Origin of the sequence: Ascidiimonas meishanensis, assembly GCF_037782385.1 — a bacterium.
In the GTDB taxonomy this organism is placed as follows: Bacteria; Bacteroidota; Bacteroidia; order Flavobacteriales; family Flavobacteriaceae; genus Ascidiimonas; species Ascidiimonas meishanensis.
The window spans coordinates 571,596-584,733 of sequence record NZ_JBBEXD010000001.1; the positions used below are offsets into that span (position 1 = coordinate 571,596).

12 protein-coding genes are annotated in these 13,138 nt (G+C 33.2%); 1 reads left to right on the forward strand and 11 read right to left on the reverse strand.

All coding sequences use genetic code 11. The features are described 5' to 3' along the window. Nucleotides 1-42: 42 nt before the first annotated feature. The 9 genes from WBG07_RS02395 to rpsA all read right to left on the reverse strand — a co-directional run bounded on the left by WBG07_RS02395 (nt 43) and on the right by rpsA (nt 8,964). Nucleotides 43-933, reverse strand: a complete 891-nt coding sequence (locus WBG07_RS02395; protein WP_340198882.1) for a Ppx/GppA phosphatase family protein — start codon at nt 931-933, stop codon at nt 43-45. Between the two features lie 3 nt (nt 934-936). After that, the gene (gene ppk1, locus WBG07_RS02400) at nt 937-3,039 is read right to left on the reverse strand and encodes a polyphosphate kinase 1 (protein ID WP_340198883.1); all 2,103 of its coding nucleotides are present in this window, start codon (nt 3,037-3,039) and stop codon (nt 937-939) included. Then, nucleotides 3,039-3,524 (reverse strand): SixA phosphatase family protein, encoded by a 486-nt coding sequence (locus WBG07_RS02405; RefSeq protein WP_340198884.1) that lies wholly within the window; start codon nt 3,522-3,524, stop codon nt 3,039-3,041. The genes ppk1 and WBG07_RS02405 overlap by 1 nt, the downstream gene beginning before the upstream one ends. 13 nt (nt 3,525-3,537) lie before the next feature. Further along, nucleotides 3,538-4,185: a pyridoxamine 5'-phosphate oxidase gene (pdxH, locus tag WBG07_RS02410; RefSeq protein WP_340198885.1), complete on the reverse strand. Its 648-nt coding sequence runs from the start codon at nt 4,183-4,185 to the stop codon at nt 3,538-3,540. 100 nt (nt 4,186-4,285) lie between these two features. After that, a complete protein-coding gene (locus tag WBG07_RS02415; RefSeq protein ID WP_340198886.1) occupies nt 4,286-5,191 on the reverse strand; it encodes a ribonuclease Z in 906 nt (301 codons plus the stop codon). Nucleotides 5,192-5,196: 5 nt separating this feature from the next. Beyond that, a complete protein-coding gene (locus WBG07_RS02420; protein ID WP_340198887.1) occupies nt 5,197-5,529 on the reverse strand; it encodes a ribonuclease Z in 333 nt (110 codons plus the stop codon). Nucleotides 5,530-5,533: 4 nt separating this feature from the next. Beyond that, nucleotides 5,534-6,463, reverse strand: a complete 930-nt coding sequence (locus tag WBG07_RS02425; RefSeq protein ID WP_340198888.1) for an aspartate carbamoyltransferase catalytic subunit — start codon at nt 6,461-6,463, stop codon at nt 5,534-5,536. 35 nt (nt 6,464-6,498) lie between these two features. Continuing rightward, on the reverse strand, nt 6,499-7,038 hold the full coding sequence (gene pyrR, locus WBG07_RS02430; protein WP_340198889.1) for a bifunctional pyr operon transcriptional regulator/uracil phosphoribosyltransferase PyrR: 540 nt from the start codon (nt 7,036-7,038) through the stop codon (nt 6,499-6,501). Nucleotides 7,039-7,185: 147 nt separating this feature from the next. Continuing rightward, complete coding sequence (gene rpsA / locus WBG07_RS02435) at nt 7,186-8,964, reverse strand: 30S ribosomal protein S1 (RefSeq protein ID WP_340198890.1); 1,779 nt, start codon at nt 8,962-8,964, stop codon at nt 7,186-7,188. A gap of 266 nt (nt 8,965-9,230) precedes the next feature. Here rpsA and WBG07_RS02440 point away from each other — a divergent pair, with 266 nt between their 5' ends. Continuing rightward, the gene (locus tag WBG07_RS02440) at nt 9,231-9,611 is read left to right on the forward strand and encodes a LysM peptidoglycan-binding domain-containing protein (RefSeq protein WP_340198891.1); all 381 of its coding nucleotides are present in this window, start codon (nt 9,231-9,233) and stop codon (nt 9,609-9,611) included. 54 nt (nt 9,612-9,665) lie between these two features. Here WBG07_RS02440 and cmk read toward each other — a convergent pair whose 3' ends face one another. Both cmk and lon read right to left on the reverse strand, forming a co-directional pair. Then, nucleotides 9,666-10,361, reverse strand: coding sequence for a (d)CMP kinase (gene cmk / locus WBG07_RS02445; RefSeq protein ID WP_340198892.1), 696 nt, complete (start codon nt 10,359-10,361; stop codon nt 9,666-9,668). Nucleotides 10,362-10,498: 137 nt separating this feature from the next. Beyond that, on the reverse strand, nt 10,499-12,949 hold the full coding sequence (gene lon / locus WBG07_RS02450; RefSeq protein WP_340198893.1) for an endopeptidase La: 2,451 nt from the start codon (nt 12,947-12,949) through the stop codon (nt 10,499-10,501). Nucleotides 12,950-13,138: the final 189 nt, after the last annotated feature.

Below are 13,138 nucleotides of genomic sequence, written 5' to 3' on the forward strand. Positions count from 1 at the left end.
CAGGAACATTGGTTTATTTACTAGTGATTCAATTGAATATATTTATCTTTTTTCATTAAAGTATAGTGTTTTAATAATTCCATCTGATAATCCTATTTTGGGAACATGAATTTTTTTAGCACCACTCCATTTAGCAGCAAATAAATAAATTCTGGTTGCAGGAATAATCACATCAGCACGATCAGGATTTAAACTTAGTTCACTTACGCGCTCATCATAAGATAAACTCTGTAAGAATTGGTACTGGGCGTTAAGCCATATATAAGATAAAGGTTCCCCGGGAGCCCTATTAGACATCTTATGCAGTTTGTTGATATTCCCTCCAGATCCTATTATAGAGAGTTTTACTAAATTTCGTGTATTGGATTTTACCCATTTTTCAATCTCAATCCAGATTTGTTCTTCAATTACCTCATTGAGAAAACGAACCGTTCCTACTTTAAAAGATTTGGAAATGACTATTTTACCTTTAGAAAAAATAGTAAACTCAGTACTCCCTCCCCCAACATCAATATAGAGATAAGATTTATCTGTTTCTATTAATTCATGTAAATCAGTAGAAGCTATAATGGCAGCCTCTTTTTTTCCATCTATAACATCTATTTTGACACCTGCTTTATTTAATATTTTCTCAGCGACTTCCTGTCCATTACTTGCTTCTCTCATTGCAGAAGTAGCGCAGGCCATATACTTTTCGACACCATGCACTTTCATGAGTAATTTAAAAGCTTTCATAGCATCAATCATTCGCTCTTCATTTACTTTTGATATTTCGCCCACGGTGAAGGAATCTTGTCCTAAACGAATAGGAACCCTTACTAAAGAACTTTTTTTAAATTGAGTTTCTTTTCCGTTTTCTTCAATAACATTATTTATTAATAGTCTTATCGCATTAGACCCTATATCAATAGCTGCAAATTTTCTTATTTTCAAATTTTACTCTTTTAGTTTATTTTCATAGTAATCATACATGGCCACTTGAGACCTTATTTTAGTATCACCATTTTTTCTATAACTGTTATCTTGCTTTTCAGAAAACACTCGTGCTTTTACGTTGTCGCTCCATCCAATTTCAAAGGTATCTATCAACTCTTTCTTGATCTCTTCGTCATAAATAGGACAAGTAACTTCCACTCTATTTTCAATGTTTCTAGTCATCCAATCTGCTGATGAAATATAAATCTTAGGATTTCCTTCATTTCCAAATATATACAATCTGGGATGTTCTAAATATTTATCCACAATACTAATGGCCTCTATATTCTCACTTAATCCTTCCACTCCAGGAATCAAACAGCAAACACCTCTTACAATCATTTGAATCTTAACACCTGCCTTACTGGCTTCATAGAGTTTATCTGCCATTTTATAGCTAGTAAAACTATTCATTTTTAACCTAATAAAAGCTTCTTTACCAGCATTGGCATTTTCTATTTCCTTATCAATTAGCTTCGTAAAACTGCTGTAGGTGTAGTGAGGTGATACAATTAAATGTTTATATCTGTGAACTTTATAATTTATTTCGAAGAATTTAAAAACCTTATTTATTTCCTTTAATATCTCTTGATTAGCTGTAAACAGTGTATAATCCGTATAAACTTTTGCTGTAGATTCATTAAAATTACCTGTGCTAATAAAGCCATATCGCACAAGCTTTTGTCTCTCCTGGCGCTCTATCATACAAATCTTACTATGCACTTTAAGGCCGGGTACACCAAAAATAAGCTGAATCCCTTCTGCTTCAAACTGCTTTGCGAACTTAATATTGGCTTCCTCATCAAAACGTGCTTGCAGTTCTATCTGTACGGTTACTTTCTTCCCATTTTTTGCTGCGTTAATAAGCGAGTTTGCTACCAAAGACACCCTTGCCATTCTATACACCGTAATTCTAATGCTTTTCACTTTAGGATCTAAAGCAGCTTCTTTTAGAAATCTAACGATATAGGAGAATGTATGATAGGGTGTATGTAGTAAATAATCTTTAATGGCTATACGTTCAAAAAGACTCCCTTCCAGATTTAAACCTTTTACTAACAAAGGCTGGTATGGTTTGTAGAGTAAATCAGTGCGTCCTAAACTAGGAAAGCTCATATAATCTCTACGGTTATGGTAACGCCCTCCGGGTATTATACTATCTGTATTATCAATACCCATTTTATCCATAAGAAAACGAAGCGTATCTTTCGCAATTCCTTTGTCATATACAAAGCGTACTGGCTCACTTACTTTTCTTCCCTTAACACTAGAAGATATTTTTTCAATAAAACTTTTACTCAAATCACTATCTATATCTAGCTCTGCATCTCTAGTGATTTTGATCATATGAGCAGATAAAGACTGGTAATCAAAAATATTGAAGATGCTGTTCATACAATATCTTATCAAATCGTCTAGCATTATTATATAGTCTTTGCCATTTTCCCTAGGCAGTACTACAAACCGTTTAATTGTTCGTGGAATTTCTATTAATGCGTATCTTATATCATCGCGAATACCCGGCTTAATTACCCGTTTGATTCCAGTAGGTTTGTCTGGGTTTTTTATAACAATTTTTACAGCCAGATAGGCTGCACTGTCTTTTAGAAGAGGAAATTCTGCCAAATCATTTAAAATAATTGTGATTAAAGCAGGGCTTACATTTTCTAAAAAATATTGTTTTATATAGGCACTTTGTGTTGGTGAAACCTCGGTTTCATCGATTCTAAAAATACCTTTATCCTGTAACATTTTTTCAATATTGCTAAGAATTTCAAGGCTTTCTGCTTGTTGACGAATTACAATATTTGTAATTTCTTCTAAAAGTTCTGCTGCGTTAGCACCTCCTAAGGCACTTTTACCACTTTTTCCAGCCTGCGAAATTCGCTTTACTGTAGCATACCTTACTTTAAAAAACTCATCTAAATTATTAGAAAAAATTCCTAAAAAACGAAGTCTTTCAATTAGAGGAACGGTTTCATCTTCAGATTCCTGCAATACTCTTGCATTAAAATGAAGCCAGCTAATTTCGCGGTTTATATATTGATTTTTTTTTGAATTCATTATTTAAATTGCTTTGGAAAAATCATATTTATCGTACTTCCTTGAGAAATTTCACGCCAACTATTTACTGGAAAGGATATAGTTACCAATCCACTTGTTGGTAAGTTGTCTATAAATTTATCTCCCAAAATATTTGTTAAATGAGTAAATGCGTGATTATGTCCGAATATAATTACCTTTTCATAATTATCATTCAGGTTTTTAATAAAAGTATGAACAGATTCTCCTGAAAAGTCGTAGAGTTTGGGAGAAATTTCCAAGGTTGAAAAATGAATATTCAAATTCCGCATAAAGATAGCACAGGTATGCATTGCCCGATTTGCATAACTTGAAAATACTGCATCGGCTAAAAAAGGTTTATTAGCTAGGTGGCTTGAAACTAAATGGGCATCATCAATTCCTCTTTGATTCAGTGGTCTGTCTTTATCAACTACCTGATAATCCCATGATGATTTAGCATGTCTAATAAGGGTAAGCGTTTTCACTACTATATTTTATTTAAGGTGCAAGTCTTTCACAAATCCAATCAAGTTCATTTTCAATTCGGTATCGCAATCTATCATGCAGTCTGTTGGGTCTTCCTTGCCAAAATTCCATAGATACAGGACGTACAAGAAATCCTCCCCAGTACTCCGGTCTTGGAATCTCTTCGTTTTCATATTTCCTTTCTAAAACCTCCAAATTTTTTTCTAAAGTTTCTCTGGAATCAATTACCTGACTTTGTGGAGATACAATAGCGCCCAATTTGCTTCCATCCGGGCGAGAGTCAAAATATCCATCAGAAAGATTTTCTGGCACTTTAGAAGCCCTGCCTTTAATTATTATTTGCCTTTCTAAAGCTGGCCAAAAAAAAGACAAACAAACATTTGGATTTGCTGCAATTGCTTTACCTTTCTCACTTTCATAGTTGGTATAAAAAATAAAACCTTCATGTGTAAACCTTTTCATTAAAACAACCCTGCTTTTTGGAAATCCGTCAAGGCCTATAGTTGAAACGGTCATAGCATTTACTTCTTCTATTCCTCCAAACTTTTCTGTTTCAAAGAACCATTTTTGAAACAACTCTAAAGGATTTTCTGGAGCAATATTTTCAAGTAATTCACTCTTCTCGTAAGACTTACGATAGTCACTTAAATCATTATGCATAATTATCAAGAATGTTGATATGCAATTTACAAGTTATTCTCTTGGTTTAAAAGTAAACCTTAGAATGAAATCTTATTTTTTGCGTATATTCTGGATTGTATTAAAACGAAAATACCTTTCCATCTTCGGCAAGAAAGACCTTCTCAAATACTGTACTAGCTTCTTCCTTAAATACTTCAATACTATCATAACGAGTTGAATAGTGACCTAATATAAGATGAGATACATTTGCTGCCTTTGCTATTCTTGCTGCCTCATTGGCGGTAGAATGTTTGGTTTTTTTAGCCAGCTCTGCATGCTGCTCTATAAATGTTGCTTCATGATATAGTACCGTTACATTTTGAATTTGTTTTATAATATCTGGCTTATATGAAGTATCGCTACAAAAAGCATAACTTTTAGGTGGTTCAGGGTCATGTGTTATTTGATTATTAGGAATTACTGTACCATCTTCCAAAATGGCGTCTGCACCTTGTTTGATTTTATTATAATACGCTTGGTGAATATCGTAATTTAATACTGCATTAATATTGAGTTTTCTTAATCCGGGTTTTTCTTTAAACAAAAAACCGTTTGTGTAAATTCTGTGATTAAGGGGAATTGTATGTACCTCTACTTTGGTATCTTCAAATACACATACGGATTCTTTTGAGTCTAGTTCATGAAAAAAAAGCGGATAGTTAGTCCAAGAATCTCCTAGTTTTAGCAATAAGGTAATTGCCTGTTTAATACCTTTAGGACCGTGAATATGTAACTCTGATTCTCTGCCGAGTAACCGAAACGTAGATACAATTCCTGGAAGTCCAAAAAAATGATCCCCGTGTAAATGAGAAATAAAAATGTGATTGATTCGAGAAAATTTTATTTTATTCTTCCTAAGAGCTACCTGAGTTGCTTCGCCACAATCAATTAAAAATAAGTGATTGTTAATTTCTAAAACCTGAGAAGTTGTATTGTTAAATGTTCTGGGGGTTGCAGAATAACAGCCTAATATGGTTAACTTCATAAAGGTTAAAAATCAAGGTCACGTTCTATTTCTTCCATCTCAATAAGGTCTATTGCCTCTTGAACAGTTGGTACAACCACCAAAGATTCAGGAATATCATCCGTATGCAAAGCATCAGTTACCAGTACGAAAGATTTTTTATTATTTCTATGTTTGTTTGATACTTCTAGAAACTCTAATAGTTCTTCTATCTTCAACTTATCTAATGAAAACAAATTGAGAATTAAATTATCTTCCTTATAATTTGAATAGGTTTCAAAAAATTTATTGGAAAAATCTTTAAAAACAGCAGATTCTCTGGTAAAGATAACTACTGTTTCTTCCTTACTTATTAACATATTTTTATTGTTTGATTTTTGACGCTAGTAAATAAATAACTGCCATTCTAATGGCCACACCATTCTCAACTTGATTAAGAATTATAGCTTGGTCAGAATCAGCCACATCACTTGTAATTTCAACTCCTCTGTTAATTGGACCTGGATGCATAATAACAATTTCTTTATCTAGCCTGTCTAATAATTGTTTATTTACGCCAAATTGTTGTGTGTATTCTCTGGTAGATGGAAAATAACTAATATCCATTCTTTCATTTTGCACACGAAGCATATTGGCTACATCACACCATTGAAGTGCTTTTTCTAATTTAGTTTCTACAGTTACCCCTAAGGATTCAATATATCTTGGTATTAAGGTTAATGGACCGCACACCTTCACCTCTGCTCCCAGTTTTTTCAAAGCAAATATATTGGACAATGCCACTCTGGAATGAAGTATATCTCCTACTATGACCACCTTTTTACCTTCAACAGATCCTAATTTTTCTTTTATAGAAAATGTATCTAACAATGCTTGGGTTGGATGTTCATGTGCTCCATCTCCTGCATTGATAATACTAGCATTTACATGTTTTGATAAAAAAACACCTGCCCCAGGATTTGGATGTCTCATGACCACCATATCTACCTTCATAGATAGAATATTGTTAACTGTATCAATTAGGGTTTCTCCTTTCTTTACAGAAGATTGTGATGCTGAAAAATTAATCACGTCAGCGGTAAGTCGCTTTTGAGCTAATTCAAAAGACAATTTGGTACGCGTACTATTCTCAAAAAAAAGATTTGCAATAGTAATATCACGTAAAGAAGGAACCTTTTTAATAGGTCTATTGATTACTTCCTTAAAATGATCTGCTGTATCAAAAATAAGTTGAATATCTGAAGGGTTCAGATACTTAATTCCGAGTAAATGTTTTACACTTAATTCACTCATTTGTTTTTTCTTGCTTTATACTATTAACTCCCATTTTAGGTTTTAACTAGATATATAACATCTTCACCTTCATTCTCTTTCCACATTACCTTCACTTTTTCATTATTTATAGCATCTACTTGTCTACCTCTATAATTAGGTTGAATTGGTAGATGCCTGCTGAATCTTCTATCTATAAGTGTTAGTAATTCAATTTCTAAAGGACGCCCAAAAGACTGAATTGCGGTTAATGCGGCGCGGATACTTCTTCCTGTGTAAAGTACATCATCTATAAAAACAACCTTCTTATCTTCTACAATAAAATCTATTTGAGTCTTGTTGGCCTCCAAAGGTTTATCTCCTCGTCTAAAATCGTCCCTATAAAAAGTGATATCCAAATATCCGAGTTTAAGATTGGTAATGCCATAGTCTTTAGTAAGCAAAGTAGCTAAACGATCTGCCAAAAAAATTCCTCTTGGCTGAATCCCTACCAAAACTGTATTTGAAAAGTCAAGATGATTTTCAATAAGCTGACAAGCCAATCTGTTTAATATAATATGAATATCCTTTGAAGAAAGCAGTACTTTTTGGCTCATAATTTGAATACCCTCTAATATAGGTCAAAGTTATGCATTTATTAGGGAATATTAAAAGAGGGGCCAAATAAAGAAATATTTATATTAAAAAAACCCTCCAAATTACTATTTGAAGGGTTTAGTATTTATAACAAAAAAGAAAAATGATTACTTCTTTCCTTCCATTTTATCTTTCAACTCTTGCAGTGCATCAAGATCTCCCAAGGTAGTCTTTTCTGCATTATTGTTACTCGCTGAAGCAGCTTTTACATTTTTCTGCTCTTCTGCTTTAAAAATAGCAGTATGAGAAGCTACAACACGCTTAAAGTCTTTGTTGAATTCAATAATTTTGAAATCGGCCACTTCGCCTTTTTTCAATTTTTTCCCATCTTCTTTTTCAAGATGACGAGATGGTACAAAAGCTACAATATCTTCATTGAAGTTAATCGTAGCACCTTTATCAACAATTTCTCCAATTTCTGCATTATGTACTTTTCCTACAGCGAATTCACTTTCATATTTATCCCAAGGGTTTTCGGTAGTTTGTTTATGACCTAAACTTAACTTTCTGCCATCAACATCTAACTCAAGTACAACAACTTCAAGCTTATCACCCACATTCACAAATTCTGATGGATGCTTAACTTTTTTAGTCCATGAAAGATCTGAAATATAAATAAGACCATCAATACCTTCCTCTAATTCTACAAACACTCCAAAATTGGTAAAGTTTCTAACAATACCTTCGTGCTTAGAACCAACAGGATACTTAGTAGTAATATCTGTCCATGGATCTGGAGTTAATTGCTTAATACCAAGAGACATCTTACGTTCTTCTCTATCTAGCGTCAATACAACTGCATCTATTTCATCACCTACATTTACAAAATCTTGCGCAGAACGCAAATGGGTAGACCAAGACATTTCAGAAACGTGAATAAGTCCTTCAACTCCTTCCGCCACTTCAATAAAAGCTCCGTAATCTGCTATCACGACAACTTTACCTTTCACTTTATCTCCTACTTTGATTTCTTCACCAAGTGCTTCCCATGGATGTTTTTGTAGTTGTTTAAGACCTAATTGAATTCTAGATTTATTATCATCAAAATCAAGAATTACCACATTAAGTTTTTGATCTAGGTCTACTACTTCGTTAGGGTGATTAATTCTACTCCAAGAAAGGTCTGTAATATGGATAAGTCCATCTACACCACCTAAATCAATAAATACACCGTATGATGTAATATTTTTAACAACTCCTTCAAGCACCTGACCTTTTTCAAGCTGCCCAATGATTTCTTTCTTTTGCTCTTCAATATCTGCTTCAATCAACGCTTTATGGGAAACTACTACGTTTTTGAATTCGTGATTAATTTTAACCACCTTAAATTCCATAGTCTTACCTACATATTGATCATAATCGCGAATTGGCTTCACATCTATCTGAGATCCTGGAAGGAAGGCTTCAATACCAAACACGTCAACGATCATACCTCCTTTGGTTCTGCACTTCACATAACCATTCACAATTTCTCCATTGTCATGAGCTGCATTTACTCGATCCCATGCTTTAATAGTTCTTGCCTTTCTGTGAGACAATACTAACTGACCTGTTCTATCTTCTCTAACATCAATTAATACCTCTACTTTATCCCCTACTTTAAGATCTGGATTGTACCGAAATTCATTTAAGGAAATAACCCCTTCAGATTTCGCATTGATATCAATAATTGCTTCTCTTTCTGTAAGGTGAACAACTGTACCTTCTACTACCTCTTCATCTGCAGTATCAACAAAATTGTTTTCTACCAGAGATTCAAATTCTTTTAGTTTTTCGTCTTCAACCTGCTCTATGCCTTCTTCGTAATTTTGCCAGTTAAAGTTTGCTAAAAATTCTTCAGGATTTTGAGTTTCCTGATTTTCTGTTTTTGTGCTTGTTTCAGCCATTGCTGATTAAAAATTTGTATTCTACATCTAACCGAGAGTGAGCAATTGATAGATTGTAAAAGTGTTTATATTTATTTAAGTTTTTATTTTCCCTTTTCTCTCATATATTGCAAAAAGGAGTGCAAAAGTATCACTATATTATTTGATTTACAAGTAATTAAATATTAAAATAATAATAGCCCTTCTACATTCTCAATATGGAATAAATGTTAAATAGATGAAAGAAAATAATTATCTTTGGGCATCTAAACATTAAAATTAAAACCATGAGTGTAAAATCTAAATACAAATCTGTTCTGGATTTGGGTGAAAAATTAAATATCAAAGACGGTAACGTTACTGAAGAAAATGGAGTTTTAAAAATAAAAGGGCAAGCCGCTACTCCTTATGAAAAAAATGTTCTTTGGGATGAAATTAAAGAAGTTGGTGGTGAAAGTCCTTCTGATATCAAAGCGAATATTAGTGTCGCAGATGAATCTGTTTACCACAGACATATTGTTCAAAAAGGTGAAACACTAGGTAAAATAGCAAAGCATTATTATAAAGATGCTTCAAAATACAATGCTATTTTTAAAGCAAACACAGATAAACTTAAAAATCCAGATCTTATCCATCCAGATCAGGAATTGGTGATACCAAATATCTAAAACAAAAAAACCGCTTAAAGCGGTTTTTTTTATTTATTGACCTAAATAATGTAATTAGCTATTTTGAATTGCCTGCAATACATGTTGATGAATTTGTTTAAACTGTTCTTCTAGACCCATTGATGAGTTATCAACTTCAATAGCATCTTTTGCTTTTTTTAAGGGAGAAGTTTTGCGAGTTGAATCTATTTCATCTCTTGAAGTAACATTTTTAAGTACCTCATCATAAGTAACATTTTCACCTCGTTCCAGTAATTCATCATATCTGCGTTGCGCTCTTTTTTGAGCTGATGCGGTTAAAAATAGTTTTAATTCTGCATCAGGAAAGACTACCGTACCAATATCACGACCATCCATCACAATTCCTTTTTTCTCTCCCATACTTTTTTGCATTTCAACTAATTTTGAACGCACTTCTGGAATAGTAGCTATACTACTAACAAAGGAAGAAACCTGCATAGTTCTTATTTCTTTTTCCACATTCCTTCCATTGAGATACATTTCTGAATAATTTAAATTTGAATTGAATTTAAATTCAAGATTAATGTTAGAAAGTTCTGCTACCAATGCTTCCCTATTTTCATGATCTTTAGAAATATATCCATTTTCAAGTGCAAAGAGTGTAATTGCTCTGTACATTGCTCCCGTATCTACATATACGTATTCAAGTTCTTTAGCCAATCTTTTTGCTATAGTACTTTTTCCTGTAGAAGAAAATCCATCAATAGCTATAGTTATTTTTTGATTCATAAACTTGATAAAAAGTAAGGTGCATTAAATTAACTAAAAATATAGAAAGCTTCTATAAAAATGAAATTGAAAAAGCACTGTAAAAATGCTCGCTACTGTAGATACTATAAAAAAACCTGGTTTAACCAGGTTTTATTTTATAACACCTTAGCATTTTTAACCTTCTGATTAGTGATGGCGATGTCAATAACCTCACTCATCTCAGATACATAATGAAAGGTAAGACCTTTTAGATAAGATTCTTTTATCTCTTCAATATCTCTTTTGTTTTCTTTACATAAAATAAGCTCTTTAATCCGGGCTCTTTTTGCTGCGAGAATTTTTTCTTTAATCCCTCCTACAGGAAGTACTTTCCCTCTAAGGGTAATTTCACCTGTCATGGCGAGACTCTTTTTAACTCTTTTTTGTGTAAACAAGGATACTAATGAGGTAAGCATCGTAATACCTGCACTAGGACCATCTTTTGGTGTGGCCCCTTCCGGTACATGTATATGTACATTATATTTGCCAAAAATATCTGGATTTATATCCCACTTTTCTGCGTTAGATTTAATATACTCCATTGCAATGGTAGCCGACTCTTTCATAACCTGTCCCAGATTACCTGTTATATTAAGGGCTCCTTTTCCCTTAGACAAGATAGATTCTATAAATAATATATCACCTCCTACACTCGTCCAAGCTAAACCTGTAACCACTCCTGCCACTTCATTATTTTCATACTTGTCACGTTCAAGTCTAGCAGGTCCTAAAACTTTAATCACATCTTCTTGAGATACTTTTACTGCATAGGTTTCCTCCATAGCAATTGACTTTGCCGCATACCTTACCATTTTGGCAATTTGTTTCTCTAGTGAGCGAACTCCAGACTCGCGGGTGTAGCCTTCTACAATTTTTTCTAATAAGCGCTTATCTATTTTTAAATGCTCTTTTGTAAGTCCGTGTTCTCTAAGTTGCTTGGGTAACAAATGTTGTTTCGCTATTTCTACTTTTTCTTCTGTAGTATACCCAGTAACTTTGATGATTTCCATTCTGTCACGCAAGGCAGGCTGAATAGTAGAAAGACTATTTGCAGTAGCAATAAACATTACTTTAGAAAGGTCATAACCCATCTCCAAGAAGTTATCATAGAACTCATTGTTTTGTTCAGGATCTAAAACTTCAAGCATGGCAGAAGACGGATCTCCTTGATGACTTGATGCCAATTTATCTATTTCATCTAATACAAATACTGGGTTGGAGGTGCCTGCTTTCTTAATAGATTGTAATAATCGCCCGGGCATGGCACCAATATATGTCTTTCTATGTCCTCTTATTTCTGCCTCATCACGCAATCCGCCAAGTGACATTCTAACGTATTCTCTTCCCAATGCCTCTGCTATTGATTTCCCTAAAGATGTCTTCCCTACACCAGGAGGCCCATATAAACAAAGTATGGGAGACTTCATATCGCCTCTTAACTTTAAGACTGCTAAATACTCTATTATTCGTTTTTTAACATCTTCAAGTCCGTAATGATCTCTGTCTAAAATTTGCTGTGCTTTTTTAAGATCAAACTTATCTTTTGAAAACTCATTCCAAGGAAGATCAAGAAAAAGATCTAAATAATTTCTCTGTATTGAATACTCTGCAACTTGAGGATTCATTCTATGCATTTTAGCGAGCTCTTTATTGAAATGTTCTTTTACTTTTTCATTCCATTTTTTATCTTTTGCTCTTTTTCTCATTTCTTCAATCTCTTCCTCATAAGACCCTCCTCCTAATTCTTCTTGGATGGTTTTCATTTGTTGTTGAAGAAAATATTCACGTTGTTGTTGATCGAGATCATGCCTTACTTTAGATTGAATATCATTCCTTAACTCCAATCGCTGAAGTTCAATGTTCATATATTTTAAAGTAGCTAATGCTCTTTTAGTAAGATCGTTAATCTCTAATAATTCCTGCTTCTCCTTCACACTTAAATTCATGTTTGAAGAAACAAAATTGATTAGAAATGAATTACTTTCAATATTTTTAATTGCAAAAGAGGCTTCGGAAGGAATATTAGGATTATCTCTAATAATATTGAGTGCTAATTCTTTTATAGAATCAATTACTGCATTAAACTCCTTATTATTTTCTGCCGCCCTTACTTCAGGTACTTCCTTTACTGTTCCTTTAAAGTAAGGGTCAGTCTGTGTCATCTTATCAATGGCAAAACGCTTTTTACCTTGAATAATAATGGTTGTATTACCATCTGGCATTTTAAGCACTCTGAGAATTCTTGCAACGGTACCAATTTGATGAATATCATCTGCCGCTGGATTCTCCACAGATTCATCCTTTTGTGATACTACTCCAATTACCTTATCAGCGTTATTGGCGTCTTTAATTAATTGTATAGATTTATCTCTACCGGCGGTAATGGGAATTACAACACCTGGAAACAGCACCGTATTTCTTAAAGGAAGAATAGGCAGTAAATCTGGTAACTTTTCATTGTTAATTTCTGCTTCATCTTCTGGGGTCATTAAAGGAATTAATTCTGCATCTTCATCAATTCCTTGAAATGACAAACTGTCAATATTTAAAATTTTTGTCTTTGCCATAGTTCATTTTAAGCCAGATTGTCACTATTCAATCTGGTGATTTTCTTTTTCAACAATTCTTGTTTACTGAAATCATTAAATAGTAAGGGATATAGTTATCTTATTATTTAAATTCAATTATTAGAAGTCAATAGTTATGCCAATCCTTCAATCTGTTATAAAAAAATAAACTTACTTAATTTTACCATT

What these genes read in the sequence shown, in the direction of transcription:
- ppk1 (WP_340198883.1), bottom strand. Translation starts at nt 3,039, where the DNA reads ATGAATTCAAAAAAAAATCAATATATAAACCGCGAAATTAGCTGGCTT.
- pdxH (WP_340198885.1), bottom strand. Translation starts at nt 4,185, where the DNA reads ATGCATAATGATTTAAGTGACTATCGTAAGTCTTACGAGAAGAGTGAA.
- WBG07_RS02415 (WP_340198886.1), bottom strand. Translation starts at nt 5,191, where the DNA reads ATGAAGTTAACCATATTAGGCTGTTATTCTGCAACCCCCAGAACATTT.
- WBG07_RS02420 (WP_340198887.1), bottom strand. Translation starts at nt 5,529, where the DNA reads ATGTTAATAAGTAAGGAAGAAACAGTAGTTATCTTTACCAGAGAATCT.
- WBG07_RS02425 (WP_340198888.1), bottom strand. Translation starts at nt 6,463, where the DNA reads ATGAGTGAATTAAGTGTAAAACATTTACTCGGAATTAAGTATCTGAAC.
- pyrR (WP_340198889.1), bottom strand. Translation starts at nt 7,038, where the DNA reads ATGAGCCAAAAAGTACTGCTTTCTTCAAAGGATATTCATATTATATTA.
- rpsA (WP_340198890.1), bottom strand. Translation starts at nt 8,964, where the DNA reads ATGGCTGAAACAAGCACAAAAACAGAAAATCAGGAAACTCAAAATCCT.
- WBG07_RS02440 (WP_340198891.1), top strand. Translation starts at nt 9,231, where the DNA reads ATGAGTGTAAAATCTAAATACAAATCTGTTCTGGATTTGGGTGAAAAA.
- cmk (WP_340198892.1), bottom strand. Translation starts at nt 10,361, where the DNA reads ATGAATCAAAAAATAACTATAGCTATTGATGGATTTTCTTCTACAGGA.
- lon (WP_340198893.1), bottom strand. Translation starts at nt 12,949, where the DNA reads ATGGCAAAGACAAAAATTTTAAATATTGACAGTTTGTCATTTCAAGGA.